19 protein-coding genes are annotated in these 18,510 nt (G+C 68.4%); 16 read left to right on the top strand and 3 right to left on the bottom strand.

The features are described 5' to 3' along the window. The first annotated feature begins 6 nt into the window (after positions 1-6). Positions 7-1,359, top strand: coding sequence for an MFS transporter (locus ACFWAY_RS04315; protein ID WP_378509897.1), 1,353 nt, complete (start codon positions 7-9; stop codon positions 1,357-1,359). 52 nt (positions 1,360-1,411) lie between these two features. Here the strand turns inward: ACFWAY_RS04315 and ACFWAY_RS04310 are convergent, their stop codons facing one another. Then, positions 1,412-2,893 (bottom strand): adenylate/guanylate cyclase domain-containing protein, encoded by a 1,482-nt coding sequence (locus ACFWAY_RS04310; protein WP_378509896.1) that lies wholly within the window; start codon positions 2,891-2,893, stop codon positions 1,412-1,414. A gap of 215 nt (positions 2,894-3,108) precedes the next feature. Between ACFWAY_RS04310 and ACFWAY_RS04305 the strand changes: the two genes are divergently transcribed. The 14 genes from ACFWAY_RS04305 (at position 3,109) to ACFWAY_RS04240 (ending at position 16,675) form a co-directional block, all read left to right on the top strand. Beyond that, the gene (locus ACFWAY_RS04305; protein ID WP_378454501.1) at positions 3,109-4,491 is read left to right on the top strand and encodes an MFS transporter; all 1,383 of its coding nucleotides are present in this window, start codon (positions 3,109-3,111) and stop codon (positions 4,489-4,491) included. Further along, positions 4,488-5,996, top strand: coding sequence for an aldehyde dehydrogenase (locus ACFWAY_RS04300; protein ID WP_378509895.1), 1,509 nt, complete (start codon positions 4,488-4,490; stop codon positions 5,994-5,996). Before ACFWAY_RS04305 ends, ACFWAY_RS04300 begins: the two co-directional genes overlap by 4 nt. Positions 5,997-6,162: 166 nt before the next feature. After that, positions 6,163-7,092 carry a VOC family protein gene (locus ACFWAY_RS04295; protein WP_378454499.1) on the top strand — a complete coding sequence of 310 codons (930 nt, stop codon included), beginning with the start codon at positions 6,163-6,165 and terminating at the stop codon, positions 7,090-7,092. Continuing rightward, positions 7,089-7,871, top strand: a complete 783-nt coding sequence (locus tag ACFWAY_RS04290) for an alpha/beta fold hydrolase (protein ID WP_378509894.1) — start codon at positions 7,089-7,091, stop codon at positions 7,869-7,871. The genes ACFWAY_RS04295 and ACFWAY_RS04290 overlap by 4 nt, the downstream gene beginning before the upstream one ends. 14 nt (positions 7,872-7,885) lie before the next feature. After that, entirely contained in the window at positions 7,886-8,392 is a 507-nt protein-coding gene (locus ACFWAY_RS04285) for a cupin domain-containing protein (RefSeq protein WP_378454497.1), read from the top strand. Between the two features lie 2 nt (positions 8,393-8,394). After that, complete coding sequence (locus tag ACFWAY_RS04280; protein ID WP_378509893.1) at positions 8,395-9,144, top strand: 3-oxoacyl-ACP reductase family protein; 750 nt, start codon at positions 8,395-8,397, stop codon at positions 9,142-9,144. Positions 9,145-9,160: 16 nt separating this feature from the next. Next, on the top strand, positions 9,161-9,943 hold the full coding sequence (locus ACFWAY_RS04275; RefSeq protein WP_378509892.1) for an SDR family oxidoreductase: 783 nt from the start codon (positions 9,161-9,163) through the stop codon (positions 9,941-9,943). Next, positions 9,936-11,603 carry a thiamine pyrophosphate-binding protein gene (locus ACFWAY_RS04270; RefSeq protein ID WP_378509891.1) on the top strand — a complete coding sequence of 556 codons (1,668 nt, stop codon included), beginning with the start codon at positions 9,936-9,938 and terminating at the stop codon, positions 11,601-11,603. Before ACFWAY_RS04275 ends, ACFWAY_RS04270 begins: the two co-directional genes overlap by 8 nt. Then, the gene (locus tag ACFWAY_RS04265) at positions 11,600-12,718 is read left to right on the top strand and encodes an FAD-dependent monooxygenase (protein WP_378509890.1); all 1,119 of its coding nucleotides are present in this window, start codon (positions 11,600-11,602) and stop codon (positions 12,716-12,718) included. The genes ACFWAY_RS04270 and ACFWAY_RS04265 overlap by 4 nt, the downstream gene beginning before the upstream one ends. Positions 12,719-12,901: 183 nt before the next feature. After that, positions 12,902-13,636 carry an MBL fold metallo-hydrolase gene (locus tag ACFWAY_RS04260; RefSeq protein WP_378454492.1) on the top strand — a complete coding sequence of 245 codons (735 nt, stop codon included), beginning with the start codon at positions 12,902-12,904 and terminating at the stop codon, positions 13,634-13,636. 111 nt (positions 13,637-13,747) lie between these two features. After that, entirely contained in the window at positions 13,748-14,707 is a 960-nt protein-coding gene (locus tag ACFWAY_RS04255) for a PDR/VanB family oxidoreductase (protein ID WP_378509889.1), read from the top strand. 11 nt (positions 14,708-14,718) lie between these two features. Further along, positions 14,719-14,931, top strand: a complete 213-nt coding sequence (locus ACFWAY_RS04250) for a recombinase-like helix-turn-helix domain-containing protein (protein ID WP_005248918.1) — start codon at positions 14,719-14,721, stop codon at positions 14,929-14,931. Between the two features lie 2 nt (positions 14,932-14,933). Beyond that, positions 14,934-15,965, top strand: coding sequence for a Rieske 2Fe-2S domain-containing protein (locus ACFWAY_RS04245; protein ID WP_378454490.1), 1,032 nt, complete (start codon positions 14,934-14,936; stop codon positions 15,963-15,965). A 20-nt stretch (positions 15,966-15,985) separates the two neighbouring features. Further along, positions 15,986-16,675 carry a TetR/AcrR family transcriptional regulator gene (locus ACFWAY_RS04240; protein ID WP_378509888.1) on the top strand — a complete coding sequence of 230 codons (690 nt, stop codon included), beginning with the start codon at positions 15,986-15,988 and terminating at the stop codon, positions 16,673-16,675. Between the two features lie 9 nt (positions 16,676-16,684). On the opposite strand, the gene ACFWAY_RS04235 is transcribed toward ACFWAY_RS04240, so the two are convergent. Both ACFWAY_RS04235 and ACFWAY_RS04230 read right to left on the bottom strand, forming a co-directional pair. Beyond that, complete coding sequence (locus tag ACFWAY_RS04235) at positions 16,685-17,245, bottom strand: MarR family winged helix-turn-helix transcriptional regulator (RefSeq protein WP_378454488.1); 561 nt, start codon at positions 17,243-17,245, stop codon at positions 16,685-16,687. A 106-nt stretch (positions 17,246-17,351) separates the two neighbouring features. Continuing rightward, positions 17,352-17,717 (bottom strand): RidA family protein, encoded by a 366-nt coding sequence (locus ACFWAY_RS04230; RefSeq protein ID WP_009477076.1) that lies wholly within the window; start codon positions 17,715-17,717, stop codon positions 17,352-17,354. A 105-nt stretch (positions 17,718-17,822) separates the two neighbouring features. On the opposite strand from ACFWAY_RS04230, the gene ACFWAY_RS04225 reads away from it, so the two are divergent. Next, the gene (locus ACFWAY_RS04225; protein WP_378509887.1) at positions 17,823-18,473 is read left to right on the top strand and encodes a UdgX family uracil-DNA binding protein; all 651 of its coding nucleotides are present in this window, start codon (positions 17,823-17,825) and stop codon (positions 18,471-18,473) included. Positions 18,474-18,510: the final 37 nt, after the last annotated feature.

Genomic DNA, 18,510 nt, shown 5'->3' with positions numbered 1-18,510 from the left:
ACCACCATGCCCACCGATTCCGACACACGCCGCGCGGGTAAGCCCCGGGCCGCGCGCGCCTCGTTCGCGGCCGCCATCTCGACCTCACTCGAGTGGTACGACTTCTTCATCTACGCGACCGCAGCCGCACTCGTGTTCAACACCACGTTCTTCGCGACCGACAGCCAGGTCGTCGCCGCCCTCAACTCGTTCGCCACGGTGGCGGTCGGCTTCATCGCCCGGCCCATCGGCGGCGTCCTCGCCGGCCACTTCGGCGACAAGGTGGGGCGCAAACCGGTACTCGTCGCGGCCATCGTCATGATGGCCGTCGCGACCTCGCTGATCGGCCTCGTGCCCAACACCCAGCTCGTCTGGCTCGCACCCACGATCCTCGTGACCCTGCGAATCTGCCAGGGCCTCGCGGTCGGTGCGCAATGGGGCGGTGCCGTCCTCCTCGCCACCGAGAACGCACCCGCCGGACGGCGCGGGTTCTACGGCAGCTTCGCGCAGCTCGGCGTGCCCATCGGCGTCGTGCTCGGAAACGTCGTCTTCCTCGTCATCACCGCGGTATTCGACTCCGAGTCGTTCCTCGCCTGGGCATGGCGCATCCCGTTCTGGATCAGCCTCGTGATGCTCCCGGTCGCCTTCGTCATCCACCGCTACCTGGAGGAGACACCGGAGTTCCGGGAACTGTCGAAGAAGCTGGCCGAGGCGCCGGTGGCGCGGAAGTCGCCGATCCTGCAGGTGCTGCGCAACAATCCCGGCACCGTGCTCACTGCTGCCGGCGCGAACGCCATCGGCGTCATCTTCTTCTACACGATGATCACGGGGTCCGTGCAATTCGCCACCACGTATCTCGGGATCGAACGCTCGACCGTGCTCGGCTTCATCCTCGCCGCCTGCGTTCTGATGATTCCGCTCGTCCCACTGGCCGGATACCTCTCCGACATCTACGGCCGGAAGCTGATCTTCGGAATCGGCACCGCCGGGATGCTGCTGTGGGGAATTCCCATGTGGCTCATGATCGGACACTCGAGTCAGGGCACCTTGTGGCCGTTCGCGCTCGCCGTCTTCGGTGCCGTGATCGTCATGTCGTTCCAGACCGGAACGCAGGGAACGCTGTTCGCGGAACTGTTCCCGCCCGAGATCCGATTCTCCGGGGCCTCCCTCGGCTACCAGATCTCGGCCATCATCGGTGGCTTCTCGCCCATGGTCATGGTGCTGCTCATCAACGGCGACGCGTCCAACGCCTGGCGCGTCGGCGCCTTCCTCGCCGGCGCCGGTGCGATCGGGCTGCTCTGCCTCGTCACGATCGTCCGGAAGTACTCCTCGCCCGACACCCAGCAGGCGACTGCCCGCCAGTCCACCGTGGCGGCCTGATGTGACGTGAGTGGCAAAGTGTGCTGGCGCACGCTTTGCCACTCACCTGGGATCAGCGGGACAGTCTGCGCTGCCTCGCGTTGGCGGCGCCGACGAGCGCGCGCAGTGCCTGCGGTGCCCGCTTCGCGGTGCGCAAGATGGCCTGGTCGATGACGCTGAGCCGTGGTGCGCGCCGCGGCACGACCCGGGGTGTGTCCGCGTCGGTGAGCGCGTACAGGACCCATCGGCTGGGGACACCCTTGAGTGCGTGTTCGCCGACTTCGGTGAACCGGAGACCCGACCCCACCACGAGGTCGCGCACGGTCCGCGACACCAGGACCTCCCCGGCGCCGGCCACGGAGCCGATGCGCGCGCCGACGTGGACGGTCATCCCGCTGACGTCGGGTCCGTTCCGCTCCACCTGTCCGGTGTGCACGCCCGCTCGCACCTCGAGGCCGAGGGCGCACGCGTCGTCGACGACGCTCCGCGCACACCGGACCGCCGAGGTCGGGCCGTCGAAGATGCTGAACGTCCCGTCGCCCGCGACGTTGAGGAGGCGTCCGCCGGCCTTCTCCACCCCGTCGCGCACCTGCCGTTCGTGGGCGGCGCGGAGGTCCCGGTAGGCACCGTCGCCGATCCTGGCGAGCATCTCCGTCGACCCGACGACGTCGGTGAACAACACTGACGCGACGAACTGCCCGGCGTCCGGTGTCGGGTGTCCACCGGTGGCGAGTTGCTCGACGTCGTCGATGATCGGCACCCACGCCTCACCGAGCGACGCGCCGGTCGGCGCAGGCGGCAGCAGATGGAAGGTGCCGCCCGGAATGTGATCGGCGACGTACTGCGCGGCGGCCGCGGGAACGGGACTGCCCGAGACGATCACAATCCGGGCCGGGCACTGGATCGACTGCAGTATGTCGGAGTAGTCGAGGCGGAAGATCCACTCCATGTGGGCACGCGCGACGGCCGGTGTCGCCGAACTTCGCTCGAGCATCGACATCAGCCGCCGGTTGAACGGGGAATCCTCGCGGGGATCCCACAACGGCACGGTCGCGCCCGACCCCCACACCTCCGTGGCCGCGCGCCATCCCTCGACGAAGTGGTCCCGCTCGGCGCTCGACCATCCCTCCGGATCGTGGTCACCGCCGATCAGGCGTTCGGCGAACGGCTGGATCAGCACCACTCCGGTGACCCGTTCCGGTGACCGCGCCGCCACGAGCGCCACGGCGCCGCTCGCGCTGGCCACGCCCACCAGCAGTGCTTCGCGCATCCCGATCTCGTCCATGACCGCGACGATGTCGTCGGCCTGCTCCTCGAGCGTCGGCAGGTGGTCGACCGGATCGGACAGGCCCAGCCCCCGCTGCTGAAAGTAGGCGGTGCGGGCGAACGTGCTGCCCCGTTCCATCAGGTAGTGGATCTGCGGGTCGGTCCACATCAGGTCGAGGTGCATGTTGATCTCGAACAGCCACACCACGTCCAGCGAACCGCCGCCCACCACCTGATACGCCAGCGCGTGTCCGCCCCGCTGGATGTACCGGACGACCGGTGGGTCCATTTCCCCAGCGTAAACGGATGGGCCCGGCAAAGTGCCAGACTGAGCCGTGAGTACTTCTCAACCGCCGGGCGTTAACAAGTGCGCACGGGTGCACGATGGGTGTGAACAACATGTTTCTTTCAAAGTCAAGGGTTGACGTTTCTCATGTGCGTGAGATTACATCTTAGCGGTAAGCCTTTGAGGGCTTAAGTAAATGCCTCGACCCGACCCTGAGGATGCTCATGACGACGGTATCGCCCGCCATGGCTGCCACAGCTGAGATGATCAGCGCCCGACTCGAACGCCTGCCGATGAGCAGGTGGCACATCAAGGCCCGCGTCATCGTCGGCGCCGTCACGTTCTTCGACGGCTTCGACCAGTTGATGATCGCGTACTCGCTCCCCGTCCTCACCCCCAAGTGGGGTCTGACCCCCGGCGACATCGCCTGGGTGATCGCCATCGGCGGCATCGGCATGCTCGTCGGCGCGCTCGCCGGCGGCTGGTTCGCCGACCGCGTCGGTCGGCTCAACGTCATCATCTTCTCGCTCGCCCTGTACGCGGTGATGAGCCTGGGCATGGCGTTCACCGACAGCCTGATGCTCTTCCTCGTCTTCCGATTCGTGCAGGGCATCGGCCTCGGCGCCGAGGTCCCGGTCGCGGCCAGCTACATCGGCGAGATCACCAAAGCCCACAAGCGCGGGCGATTCGTGCTGCTCTACGAGGTGATCTTCCCCATCGGGCTCGTGATGTCCGCCATCGTGTCGGCGTGGGTCGTCCCGAACTACGGCTACAAGATCCTGTTCGCGCTCGGTGCGCTGCCCGTCCTGTTGCTGCCGATGCTGTGGAAGCTTCCCGAGTCGCCGCGCTGGCTCGCGTCCCGGGGCCGCTACGAAGACGCCCACAACGCCATGACCCGCATCGAGAACGAGATCACCGAAAAGTACGGCAAGACGCTCCCGGCTCCGCAGCCGCTGCCCGCCGTCGTCGTCGACGCCCGCCGCGGAACCTTCGCGGAGGCATTCCGGGGTATCTACCTGCGTCGCACGCTGATGCTCGCCGCGATCTGGGGCAGCGCCTACTTCGTCAACTACGGCATCGCGTCCTGGCTGCCGACGCTGTACCGATCCGCATTCGACGTCAGCGTCGACACCGCCCTGCATTACAGCATCGTCACCAGCGTGGCCGGTCTGCTCGGCTGCATCCTCGTCGCGTTCCTCATCGACAACCTCGGTCGCCGCATCTGCATCACCGCGTCGATGGTCCTGTGCTCGTCGCTGCTCTTCCTGCTCGCCGCCTCCGGCGCCGACACCGCGACGAAGGTCCTGTTCTGGTCGGCCGGATCCGCCCTGTTCGTCTTCGCCGTCAACATGGCGCTCTACGTCTACACCGCGGAGCTGTACCCGACCCGGATGCGAGCCATCGGCTGCGCGATCGGCGGAGCGAGCGGACGCCTCGGCATCATCGTCGGCCCCCTCGCCGTCGGCGCGATCCTCGGCGGGGGCGGCACGCTCACCGTCGTCTTCGGAATGTTCTCCGCGGTCGCCCTGATCGGTGCCCTTGTGGTCGGCTTCTTCGCCGTCGAAACCCGCGAAAAGACCCTCGAGGAGATCTCCCAGTGACCATTCTCGACATCGCACCACAGACACTGCCGTTCGTCCCGGTCGCCGACCGGATCCTCGTCGCCGGGGAGTGGCGGCAGGCGAGCGGCCCCGCCTTCGCGGTCACGGATCCGTCGAACGGCGAAACCCTGCAGGTGATCCATCAGGCAACCGCCGACGACGCCGACGAGGCGGTCCGGAAGGGCCGCGCCGCCGCCGACGACCCGGCGTGGCGCGCACTTCTCCCGCACCAGCGGGCGAAGTACCTGCACCGCATCGCCGACTCCATCGATGCGAACACGTCCCGGTTGGCACTGCTGCAGAGCTACAACACCGGCAAGACGGTCGCCGAGACCACGGCACTCGTCGGCAGCGCGGCGGCCACGTTCCGCTACTTCGCCGCCGTCCTCGAAACCGCGGACGACGACCTCACCAGCCCGCGCGGCAACTTCCTCACGATGAGCGTTCTCGAGCCCATCGGCGTGGTCGGCGCCATCGCACCGTGGAACTCGCCGGTGGCAAGCGACGCGCAGAAGATCGCCCCCGCCCTGGCGGCAGGCAACGCCGTCGTCCTCAAGCCCGCCGAGTGGACGCCGCTGGTGTCGCTGGAACTGGCGCGACTGATTGACGAATCGGGACTGCCGAAGGGACTGCTGTCGGTGCTGCCGGGCAAGGGCTCGGTGGTCGGCGACGCCATCGTCACCCACCCCTGCGTCGGGAAGGTGACGTTCACCGGCGGAACGAACACCGGACGCTCCATCGCCCACGCGGCAGCCGACAAGCTGATGCCCGTGTCGCTGGAACTCGGCGGCAAGTCGCCGACGATCGTCTTGGACGACGCCGACCTCGACGCCGCCGTCAACGGCGTGATGTACGGGATCTTCTCGTCCACCGGGCAGAGCTGCATCGCCGGATCCCGGCTGTTCGTCGACCGCCGCATCTACGACGAATTCCTCGAGAAGCTGGTGGCCAAGACGACCCGGCTGCGACTCGGGCCCGGCCGCGACCCCGACACCCAGGTGGGGCCGATGGTCCACCGCAAGCACCGCGACAGCGTCGCCGCGTACGTCGACCTCGCTCGCGAAGAGGGCGGACGGGTGCTGTGCGGCGGGGCGATCCCCGACGACGAACGGCTCCGCGACGGCGCGTACTACCTGCCGACGATCATCGACGGGCTCCCCAACAGTTCACGCACCTGCCAGGAGGAGATCTTCGGACCCGTCCTGGTGGCCCTGCCGTTCGGCGGCGACGCGGATCTGGTTGCGCAGGCCAATGATTCGGTGTTCGGGCTGGCGTCGGGCATCTGGACGGGCGACTACCGCCGCGCCTGGAAACTCGCCCGCCGACTCCAGGCCGGCACCGTGTGGATCAACACCTACAAGCAGTTCAGCATCTCGACGCCGTTCGGTGGCGTCAAGGAGAGCGGGCTCGGGGTGGAGAAGGGGCGCAGCGGTATCGCCGCCTACTCGCGGCAGAAGAGCATCTACTGGGGCCTCGACGAGGAACCCAACCCCTGGGTGAACTAATCGGCGTCGCCGAATGTCACACGGGTTCCGTCTGGCTGAACCACTGTCACATCGGCCCACGGGGAAGCTGAAGTAGTAGGTCGTCCGGAAAGAAATTCCCGTCAGCTCTGTACGACCTATTACTTTAGCGCTAAGATATTGAGACCTAAGCAACTGGAGGCATGCGATGAACCAACCCATAGCCCGGCTGCGGTGCCTGCGCTCCGTCGAACTGCGCACGCAGGCCAGCATCGAATCCACCGAGTTCTACTCGGACGTGTGGGGACTGCGCGTGATCGAGCAGGGCACGGACGGTGCCTGGCTGCGGGGGACCGGTGAGCACCACCACGCGCTGCAACTCACCCAGGCCGAGCGGAACGGCCTCGGCCGCATCACGTTCGCCGTCGCCACGCCGGCCGAGGTCGACGAGGCCGCCCGCCGGCTCGAACTCCGCGGCGTCCCGATCGTCAGCGGCCCGGGGCCGGTCGACGATCTCGGCGGTGGCTACGGTGTGAGCCTGGTCGACCCCGAGGGTCGCGTCGTCGAACTGCTCGCCGACGCGCTCGCGGTCCCGAAGCTGGGCCGCGAGGACGCCGTCCCGGTGGGCGTCACGCACGTCGTCCTCAACACCGTCGACATCGACGCCGCGGTGACGTTCTACTGCGACATCCTGGGCATGCGGGTCTCCGACTGGTCCGAGCACCAGATGGCGTTCCTGCGCTGCAACACGGATCATCACAGCATCGCGTTCAACCAGGCCGAGTGGACGTCGGTGAATCACGTCGCCTACGAGATGCCCACCGTCGACCACTTCATGCGCGGCATCGGCCGGTTGCGCCACCACGGCACCGTGCCGCTGTGGGGTCCGGGCAAGCACGGCCCCGGCGACAACACCTTCTCCTACTTCGCCGACCCCGCAGGGCTGGTGTGCGAGTACACGTCCGGAATCGCGCAGGTCGACGAGGACCGGTGGCTGTGCAAGGTGTGGCGCCGGGTTCCGGAACTCTCCGACCTGTGGGGCACCGCGGGCCCGCCGTCCAAGCAGGTCCGCGACCACATGGCCGGCATCCCCGACCCCGGAGCGTTCGAGCGGTTCGACCTCGGGCGGGCGTCGTGACGCACGTCGTCGAATCCGGTTCCGGCCCCGCGCTGTTCATGCTGCACGGGATCGGTGGCAGCGCAGGCAGTTTCGCGCCGCAGGTCGACGAATTGTCGTCGTCGCTGCGACTGCTGGCCTGGGACGCTCCCGGTTACGGCCGCAGCGAGGACCCCGGCCGGCCGTTCGACCTCGACGACTACGCCGACGCCGCTGCCGACGTGATCCGCGACCGTTGCGGTGACGCGGGGGCGCACGTCCTCGGGATGTCGTGGGGCGGCGTGATCGCCACCCGGCTCGCGCTGCGCCATCCCGGGCTCGTGCGGAGTCTGCTGCTCGGCAGTTCCACCGTCGGCTCGGGGGTGGACGACGAAGCCGCCGACCGGATGCGCGCCCGGGCCGCGACGCTCGAGCAGCAGGGTGCGGAAGCCTTTGCCGCCGAACGGGCCCCGCGGCTACTGTCCGGGACTGCCGACGACGAAGTGACCGCGACGGCCACCGCGATCATGGCGTCGTCGATCCGGCTGCCCGGCTACGGGTACGCCGCCGAGTCGATGGCGGCCACCGATCACACGGCCGATCTGCCGAAGATCGACATCCCCACGCTCGTCCTCGGCGGAGACGAGGACGGGGTGACCGGGATTCCCGCGAGTCAGGTTCTCGCGGGAGGAATTCCGGGCGCCGTGTTCGTCACCATCCGAGGTGCCGGACACCTCGCGAACCAGGAGCGGCCGGAGGCCTTCAACGCCTGGGTCGAATCCTTCATCCACATCACCGAACGCCTACGCAACCACCTCTAGAGAAGGAGCACGACATGACACTCGAATACGGCACCGCCGATCTGAAGGAATTCACCGACTCGCTGATCCTCACCCGTGGCTCCCGCCACGAGGACTGGGACACCCTGGGCTTCCAGGCCAAGGCCGGCGACCAGTTCAAGCGCGCGCAGATCCGCTACGTCGGCTCCGGCGCGACGGGTAACCACGAGAACGACAACCGCACCATCTCCTCGCGCGGATTCACGTTCTCCAACATGCTGCTTCCCTCCGGCGCCGAGGGACCGGAGCACACCCACCACGACGCCGAGGAAGCCTTCTTCGTCCTCGAGGGCGAGGTGGAGGTCGGCGTCCACCGCGACGGCCAGGTGGAAAAGCGCACCCTCGGTTACCGCGACATGATCGTCGTGCCGGCCGGTGTGCCGCGCAGCCTGAAGAACAACGGCGACAAGGACGCTCTGTTCTGCGTCATCATCGGCGCCCAGAAGCCGCAGATCCCGACGTACCCCGAGACGTCGGCCATGCACGGCGTGACGCGGGACTGACCATGAGTCTCGACGGCCGCAGCATTCTCGTCACCGGGGCGGGGCGGGGTCTCGGCCTCGCCCTGGCCCGCAGGCTAGGCGAGGACGGCGCCACCCTGTGGCTCGCCGACATCCGCGAGGACTGGGGCGAGGACGCGGCGGAAAGCCTGCGCGCCGACGGCGTCAAGGCACAGTTCGTCCGGGTCGATCTCCGCGACGCGGAGTCCGTCGACGCGATGGCGGCCACCGTCACCTCCGGTGGCCCGCTGTACGGCCTCGTCAACAACGCGGCACTCGCGGACGGCGTGGGCGGCAAACCGATTCACGAACTCGACATCGACGAGTGGGACCGTGTGCTGGGCGTCAACCTGCGCGGCACGTTCCTCGTGAGCAGGGCGATCGTTCCCTCCATCATCGGGAACGGAGGCGGACGAGTCGTCACCATCGGCTCCGACGCCGCCCTGTACGGTTCGCCGCGTCTCGCCCACTACATCGCGTCCAAGGGCGGGGTGGCCGCGCTGACCCGCGCCATGTCCCGCGACCTCGGCCCGCACGGCATCACCGTCAACACCGTCTCGCCCGGACTGACCGAAAGCGAATCGGCACAGAAGGTTCCGGAGCACCGGCACGAGCTGTACCGCCTCAACCGCGCGCTGGAGCGTCCGCAGCAACCGTCGGATCTCGTCGGCGCCGTCGCGTTCCTGATGGGACCCGAGGCCTCGTACATCACCGGCCAGCAACTCGTCGTCAACGGCGGATTCGTCCTGCACTAGAGAAGGGGACCACGTCGTGGACCTGCAACTGAAAGACCGCACCCACCTGGTGACCGGCGGAAGCTCGGGAGTCGGGCTCGCCACCGTCGCGATGCTGCTCGAGGAGGGTGCCAACGTCGTCACCTGCGCGCGCGACCGCGACCGGCTCGACTCCGTGATCGCGCCGCTGCCCGGCAGCGACCGCGTCCTCACCGCGTCCTGCGACGTCCGAGACCCGGCCGCGGTCGCCGCGCTGGTCGACGCCGGTGTCGCCCGATTCGGCGGCCTCGACGGTCTGGTCAACAACGCAGGCAAGTCCCGCATGGTCCCGCGCGGTGAGGCGACCCTCGACGACTGGCGCGACGAGCTCGACCTCAAGTTCTCCAGCGTCCTCAACACGGTCGAGGCCGCTCTGCCGATGCTGCGCAAGTCCGACGCCGCGTCCATCGTCAACATCTCGGCGGTGCTCGCACGTCAGCCCGAGCCGCGGCTGGTCACCACCAGCGCCGCCCGGGCCGGGCTGCTGAACCTCAGCAAGTCGCTGTCGCTCGAACTCGCCGCCGACGGCATCCGCGTCAACTCGGTGTCGCTCGGACTGGTCGACACCGGCCAGTGGCGGCGCCGCTACGAGGAATCCGGCACCGACGCCACATTTGCCGAATGGGAGGCGGAGATCGCCCAGGACCGCGGCATCGGCCTCGGCCGGTTCGGCCGCGCCGACGAGGTGGCCGCCATGATCGTGACCCTGCTGTCCCCCCGCTCGTCCTACGTGACGGGCACCAGCCTCGACGTCTGCGGAGGCGTCGCGCGCTATGTCTGAGAGGAACACCATGTCTGTAGGAAATGACAAGCAGGTGGGTAATGGCGGCGACCTGCTCGTCCAGGTGCTGCGCGAGGCCGGTGTCGACACTGTCTTCGGCATCGTGAGCGTCCACAACCAGCCCCTGGTTCAGGCGGTCAGCAAGCACCTGCGGTTCGTGCCGGTCCGGCACGAGGCCACCGCGGTCAGCGCCGCGGACGGGTACGCCCGGGCCACCGGGGGCATCGGCTGCGCGCTCACGAGCACCGGCACCGGTGCCGGCAACGCGGCCGGCTCGCTGATCGAATCGCTCAGTGCCGGAACGTCGGTGCTGCACGTGACGGGCAACGTCGAGAGCCGCTACCTCGGCTCGGGTCGCGGGTTCATCCACGAGACCAAGGATCAGCTGGGGATGCTGACGGCGACGTCGAAGCACGCCGCCACCATCCTCGACACCGACAGCGCCGGAAAGGTGTTGCGGGAAGGCATCGCTGCCGCGCTCGCTGCGCCCGGCGGGCCGTCGAGCATCGAATGGCCGATCGACCTCCAGTACGCGGAGCACGTCATCGACGTGGCCGAGCCGGTCGTCGAACCGCTGCGCACGCCGGACGCCGACGACTTGGCCGTCGCCTTCGCCCTGCTGCGGTCGGCGGAACGCCCGGTGATCTGGGCGGGCGGCGGTGTCGCCACGGCCGGTGCCGAGCTGACCGAACTGGTGGAGCAGTGGGGAGTCCCGTTGCTCACCAGCAACTCCGGGCGCGGCGCCGTGCCCGAGGACCACGAACTGTGCATCGGCAATTACGGCAACACCCCGGTGGGACGGGAACTCCTCCAGGACGCCGACCTGCTGCTGTCGCTGGGCACCCACTTCCGGTCCAACGAGACCGGCGACTACTCCATGCCGGTCCCCGCCGTGCACGTGCAGGTGGACATCGACGCGGCCGCGGTCGGACGCGTCTACCCTGCGCAGGCCGGGGTCACCGCCGACATCGGCACGTTCCTCCGGCAGCTGTCGGGGCTGGCGCCCGTCGACGCCGCCTGGACCGAACGTGCCCGCACCACCCGCGAACTCGTCCGCAGCAAGCAGCGCGCCGGACTCGGCGACCACGCCGTGCTGTGCGACGCCGTGCGTGCCGCGTTCCCGAAGGATTCCGTGATCGCCCGCGACGTCACCATCGCGTCGAGTTCCTGGGGTAACCGGCTGCTGCCGATGTTCGACCCCAAGTCCAACGTGTTTCCCCGCGGCGGCGGCATCGGGCAGGGCCTGGGCATGGCCATCGGTTCCGCACTGGCCGACGAGACCCGGCCCACCCTGGCCCTCGTCGGCGACGGCGGCCTGGCCGTCCACTTCGGCGAAATCCTCACCATGGCGCAGGAAAAGCCGTGGCTGGTGCTGCTCGTGTTCAACGACGGCGGCTACGGCGTGCTGCGCAACATGCAGAAGGGCGGCGGCGACGACACCTATGCCGTCGACCTCGTCACCCCCGACTTCCCGTTGCTGGCACAGTCCATCGGCGTGCCGTACCTGCGGATCGGTGGCGCAGCCGAGGCCCACGAGGTTCTCGCCGACGCCGTGTCCCGACAGGCGCCGGTGATCGTCGAGGTCGATCTCGCCGCCTACGGCGACATGCCGGCACCGTTCACGCCGCCCGTCACGGTGCCCGGAAAGGGTGCACAGTGACCACGGTCGGCGTCTGCGGCGGCGGCATCGGCGGACTGGCGACGGCGATCGCCCTCCGCAAGTTCGGTCTCGACGTCACGGTCTACGAGCAGACGAGGCAGTTCGCCCGCGTCGGCGCCGACATCAACCTGACCCCCAACGCGGTCCGCGCTCTCGACGGACTCGGCATCGGGCCGGCGATCCGCGAATCGGCCGCCCGCCCGCGGTTCCGGATCAGCCGCACGTGGGACACGGGCGCCGAAACGTCCCGGCTGCCGATGGGCGACAGTGCGGAACAGCAGTACGGCGCACCGCAGTTGACCATGCACCGGGGCGATCTGATGACCGCGCTCGAGAACCGGCTGCCGTCGGGTGTCGTCGAAATGGGTCGCCGGGTCAGCGGTGTCGCGGACGGCCGCATCGAGTTCACCGACGGCAGTGTGGTTTCCGCAGACGTGATCGTCGGTGCCGACGGCATCCACTCCGCGGTCCGGTCCGCTCTCCTCGGGCGGGAAAAGCCGACGTTCACAGGAGTCGTGGCGTTCCGCGCCGTCGTTCCCACCGAACGCGTCGGCAACCTGCCGAACCTCGACTGCTTCACCAAGTGGTGGGGGCCGAATCCGTCGACGCAGATCGTGACGTTCCCCCTCAACCAGGGCAAGGACATCTTCGTCTTCGCCACCTGCGCGCAGCAGGAGTGGACCGAGGAATCGTGGACCACACCCGGTTCCGTCACCGAACTGCGTGAGCTGTACCGGGACTTCCACCCCGAGGCGCGAGCGCTGCTCGACGCCTGCGATGACGTCCTGAAATCGGCTCTCTACGTTCGCGACCCGCTGACGTCGTGGACCGACGGACGGTCCGTGCTCCTCGGCGACGCGGCACATCCGATGATGCCGTTCATGGCGCAGGGCGCCGGCATGGCCATCGAAGACGCCGTCGTCCTGTCCCGGTGCCTGAGCCTGTTCGACGACCCCGTAGTCGCGCTGCAGACCTACCAGGACACGCGACTGCAGCGCACCTCACGCATCCAGCGTGGCTCACGGTCCAACGAGTGGCTTAAGGTCGCGGGCAACGGCGACTGGGTTTACGAATACGACGCCTGGCACGTGCCGCTGGAGTTGGCCGCGGCCTGAACGGACGCATGATCGGCGCGACGCCGCCGGACGCCTACGGGTTGTCCGGTGGCGTCGACGTCTATGTCGAGGCATCAGGTCGCGCAGGCCCGGCACCGTCGCCGTGCGCCGCGGGATCTTGCGCGCCGCCGCCGTCCCGAGAAGGCTGGATCCGACGACACCGCGACGTGATCGGAGCCAGGGATGGACACCACGATTACCGAGATCGCCCCCGACATCTACCGGCTGTCCACGTATCTGGACGAGCCCAACCTGATCATGAACCAGTTCCTCGTCGACGGCGAGGAACCGTTGCTGTTCCACACCGGTCAGCGTGCGCTGTTCCCGTCCGTGTCCGCGGCGGTAGGCCGGCTGATTCCCCTCGACAGGCTGCGGTGGATCACGTTCGGGCACGTCGAGGCGGACGAGTGCGGCGCGATGAACTCGTGGCTGGCGGCCGCGCCGAACGCCGAGGTCGCGCACGGGGCGATGGGTTGCTTCGTGCAGGTCAACGACCTGGCCGATCGCATGCCGCGTCCTCTGCAGAACGGCGATGTCATGGAGACGGGCACCAGGCGGGTCCGTCACCTCGACACCCCGCACGTTCCGCACGGATGGGACGCCGGGCTGGTTTTCGAGGAGACGACGCAGACGCTGTTCTGCGGCGACCTGTTCACCGCGTTCGGCCATCACCCGCCGGCCACGGAGGAGGAGATCGTCGGCCCGGCCATCGCAGCGGAGGACATGGGGAGCGCGACGTGCCTGACTCCGGCGCTCGGGCCCACGATCCGGGGACTCGCCGATCTGGAACCCCTGCTGCTGGCGCCGATGCATGCGCCGGTGTTCACCGGTGACTGCGTGCAGAGTCTGCACGACCTCGCACAGGCGTACGAGGAGCGGCTCGCGGCCGAGACCGTGCGGTATCGCGAGGCGGAGTAGCTCGGCCTCTGGCTCGACGGATTTCCCCTCAACTGTGGCGCACGATACATCTTAGTGCTAAATTATTGAGCACTAAGGAACTACGCCTTCGGTTGAGCCTGGGAGTGAACGATGACAACAGACGCAGACACCGTCCCCATGATGGTGCGTCAGATGAGGGTCGAGTCCTCGGGCGTGGTCTCGCTTCGCCTCGAACGACAGGACGGCGACGCGGTCGACCAGTGGACGCCGGGCGCCCACCTGGACCTGCACCTGAACCGCGGGACCGTCCGCCAGTACTCCCTCTGCGGAGACCCCGACGACAAGACCGGGTACCGCGTCGCGATCCTCCACGAGGTGACCGGCCGAGGCGGCTCCCGGCACGTCCACGAGACACTGCGGCCCGGCGACAGCCTGTCGGTGAGCGCACCTCGCAACAACTTCGAACTCCTGCCGTCGCCGCGCTACGTGTTCATCGCCGGCGGCATCGGCATCACCCCGATCCTCACGATGATCGGTGAAGCCGAACGCATGGGCGCCGAATGGGAACTGCACTACGGCGGCCGTGCCCGCGCGTCGATGGCGTTCCTCGACGAACTGTCCGCGTACGGCGACCGCGTGCACGTCGTCACCGAGGAGGCCGACGGCATCCTCGACCTCGCCGACATCCTCGGCACCGCCCGCGAGGAGACGCTCGTCTACGCCTGCGGCCCCGAGGGTCTGCTCGGCGCGGTCGAAGGGTTCACCGGCTCCTGGCCGGACGGCGCCATCCGGCTCGAGCGGTTCAAGGCGAAGGAGATCCCCGCCGACACCCTCGCCGGCGACCGTCCCGTCCGCGTGATCTGCGAACGATCCGGCATCTCGGCCACCGTCGCCCCCGATCGGACCATCCTCGAAACCCTCGAGGAATCCGGCGTCGACGTCCCCAACTCCTGCCGCGAAGGCATCTGCGGGACGTGCGAAACCCGCGTCCTCGCCGGCACCCCCGACCACCGCGACTCCCTGCTCTCCAGCTCCGAGCAGGAGTCCGGCACCACCATCATGATCTGCGTTTCCCGCGCCCGCTCCGACGAGCTCGTGCTGGATCTCTGAAGGGAAGAACCATGAGCCTGTATCTGCAACCGCGCCAGTCCGGCACGGCACCCACCCCGTACGAACGGAAGCTGGCCGGTGCGATCGAAGAGGTCTTCGGCACCGGTGTGCACCACCTCGAAGGGCTGGTGAAGGGTTTGAACGCCCTCGGCATCCACAGTCCCGGCGGCGACGCCTGGACCACCGACACTTTCACGGACGAGATCCGACGGATGGGAGCCTGACCATGGTGAACCGACTGCACAAGGCGGCATTGACCGGCGACGAGATCTTCGCGACCGGGATGCGCGACCAGTGGCACGCGGTGTGCCCGTCCGACTTCGTCGCGCGCGGCGACATGAAGAAGGTGCGGCGCCTCGGCGAGGACTGGCTGCTGTTCCGTCAGTCCGACGGCACCCTCCGCATGCTTGCCGACCGCTGCCCGCACCGCGGCGCCCCGCTGTCGCAGGGGCAGCACCTCGGTGATCGCGTCGCCTGCCAGTACCACGGCGTGCAGGTGGACGGCGGCGGCACCGTCGTCTCCGTCCCCGGAATGCCCGGCTGCAACCTCGAGGGCAAGCGACTGGTGACCAGCCTCCCCGTGCGGGAAGTGGCCGGCGCCGTGCTCGCCTGGTTCGGCACCGACCCCGACGCCGAACCCGCGCCCCTCGAACTGCCCGAGCGCCTCACCGACGACGGCATCTCACACTTCCTCTGCTACGCGGAGTGGAAGTCGCCGTGGCGATTCACGCTGGAGAACCTGCTCGACCCGATGCACGGAGCGTTCCTGCACCGCGAATCGCATTCGATGTTCGGCGGCGAGACGTCCGCGAAGTTCCGGATCCGCGAAACCGATCGCGGGTTCTTCTTCGAGAAGACCGACCAGCGGGGTGTGAACTTCGACTGGGTCGAGTTCTGCCGGACCGGCATCGACTGGGTGGACCTCGAGATCCCGTACCCGCCGACCGCGGGACCGGGTGGCTCGTTCGGCATCGTCGGCATGGGAACGCCGATCGACGCCGAGACCACCGCGGTGTTCTTCTGGCGCTACCGCCGCGTCGAGGGCTGGGAACGCGACGTCTGGCGGTTCCTGTACCGGACCAAGCTCGAGGAGCGGCACTGGGTGGTGCTCGAGCAGGACCGCACCATGCTCGAGGCGATGGCATTCGACGCGGACCAGGCGGAGAACCTGTACCAGCACGACCTCGGCGTCATCCGGCTCCGCAGGCTCTACCGGGCGCAGGCCGAGGCCCAGGCGAAGGCTCTTCAGGAGGCGTAGGGTCGCGCGGGTTGACTTGAATGAAATGTCAACTGAGAATGTGTGACGGCCGACACGTCGGGCGCCGGCCGGGGTACGAGGAGGCGCGAGCGGTGCTTACGAACGGTGACGATCGAGGTCGGCTCGCGTTGGTCGAGGCGGCAGGGCGGTGCTTCGCGGAGCTGGGATACGAGCGCACCTCCGAAGCGGTCATCGCTGCCGCCGCCGGGGTGTCGCAGGCCGAATTCTCCGCCCGGTTCGCGTCCCGGGACGACGCCTTCCGTGCCGTCGCCGCAGCGGTGGTCGACACGTTCGTCGAGGCCCAGCGCATCCCGGTCCCGCCGGACGCGGACCCGCGCAGCGTCCTGCGGGCGGCCACCGCGGCGTTCATCGAGACCGTCTACAGCAGTGGCCGCCTGTTCACGATGATCGAGGACCGCGCCGCCGTCGACCCGGTGATCGGGGAACAGCTCGAGGCGGCACACAACCGGATCCTCGGCCGGTACATCCGGTTCATCGAACGGCTCAACCAAGCCGGGATAGCGACGCCGTGCGCCGAACCCGCCCAGCTCGCCCGCAAACTGTCCGAGGCGCAGTGGACGGGTGCGGCGCGGCTGATCGGTGCGTCGCAGGACGAGCAGAGGCGCTTCATCGTGGAGATGACGGCGGCATCCGAACGGTTCATCGGCTTCGGTGAGGTCGCCGATCTGACCGCCCGCGCGGCCAGCTGAAATTTCCGCTCAGGCGGTGGGGGCCTGGTTCTCGACGATCGAGTGCTCGAGCTTGCGGAGCAATTCGGCCAGCGCCGCCTGATCGTCCTTCGACATCCCGCTGAGGATCTGGGACTCGTTGGCGAAGTGGGCCTCCGCGACCTTCTCGATCACCCGCAGGCCCTCGTCGGTGAGCTGCGCGTGCACGATGCGTCGGTCCTCGGCGTCGCGCTCGCGCTGCACGAGTCCCGCCTTCTCGAGGCGGTCGACGCGCAGCGTGACTCCGCCCGTGGTGACGAGGGCCGATTCCGCCAGCTGTCCGGACGTCATCCGGTATGGCGGACCCGAGCGTCGGAGGGCGGCCAGAACGTCGAACGACGCCATGTTGATGCCGTGCTCCTCGAACACGGCGGCGAGGGACGTCTGGTAGCGCAGATACGAACGATGCAGGCGGCCCAGCACTTTCAGCGGACTTACATCCAGGTCGGGCCACTGGTGGGCCCACTGGTCGACGATGTCGTCGACGGCATCGCGATCTGGAACGGGGCGTTGCGTCACCGGGCGCACCTCCTGAATCCTCGAGGGTCTCATCTGTTTAGTACCAAGATATCGAACGAAGCATAAGTGACGGCGACGCGCCGCGGGTCCCCGTCGATTTCTCGGAACGGGGACCCGCGGCGCTGCCGGACGGGTGCTGTCAGCGCCCCTCGACCGCCGCGACGGCGTCGATCTCGGCGATGGCGCCGTAGGGGAGGCTGCTGACCTCGAGGAACGTGCGCGCGGGGCGAGGCTCGTCGAAGATGCGCTCGAACTGGCGGTTCGCCTCCTCGCGAAGCGACAGGTCGGTGACGTAGTAGGTGAGCTTGACGACGTCCTTCAGCTGTCCGCCGACGGTGGCGAGGCGATCGACCATGCGGTCGACGGCGGCGTCGAGCGCCTCGGTGCGGCCCGGGACAGCGGTGCCCTCGGCATCGACGGACAGTGCGCCTGAGACGAACGCGAGTCCGCCCGCGACCACGGCCGGGCTGTAGGGGTGGTGGGCGGTGACTTCGGTGAGGGACATGGAGGCTCGCTTTCTCGGTGGGCTTCTCCGGCGACTATATCTTAGCGCTAAACTAATTGACAGGGTTGCGCGAATGAAGCTCCGCCCGACGGGTACTCGACGCACATGTCACGAGCCACGAAGCCCTCGGCCGCACCGTTCGTGCCGGACACCGTCGACCTCGACGCGCTGTCCCACGCGGCGGACGGGTGCCACGGCTGCGATTTGTACCGCGACGCCGAGCAGACCGTCTTCGGCACGGGCAAGCGGTCCGCCCGGATGATGCTCGTCGGCGAACAGCCCGGCGATCAGGAAGACCGCGCCGGTGAACCGTTCGTCGGTCCGGCGGGGAAACTCCTGAACAAGGCACTCGACGCGGCGGGCATCGACCGGAACCTCACTTACGTCACCAACGCGGTCAAGCACTTCAAGTTCGTCCCCGCCGAACGCGGCAAGCGTCGAATCCACAAGAAGCCGAACCGCACCGAGATCGTCGCGTGCCGGCCGTGGCTGATCGCCGAACTGGCGGCGGTGCGGCCCGACGTCCTCGTGTGCCTCGGGGCCACCGCCGCGCAGGCATTACTCGGCCCGTCGTTCCGGCTCACCGAACACCGCGGAGAGTTGCTGCACCTCGACGGTGAGGTGGACATCGACGTGGATCCGGACGTCTTCGCGACGATCCACCCGTCCGCCGTGCTCCGCGGACCGTCGGAGGATCGGGACGGTGCGTTCGACGCCCTCGTCGCCGATCTGAAGAAGGCCGCCGCAGCGCTGTGATCAACCAGCCGAATGTCTGGCGCGACGGACCGCCGAG

This window comes from Rhodococcus sp. NPDC059968, from assembly GCF_042738615.1.
Classification (GTDB): Bacteria; Actinomycetota; Actinomycetes; order Mycobacteriales; family Mycobacteriaceae; genus Rhodococcus_F.
The sequence above is the reverse complement of the archived record's forward strand: the minus strand, read 5'-3'. Positions and strand labels throughout refer to the sequence as shown.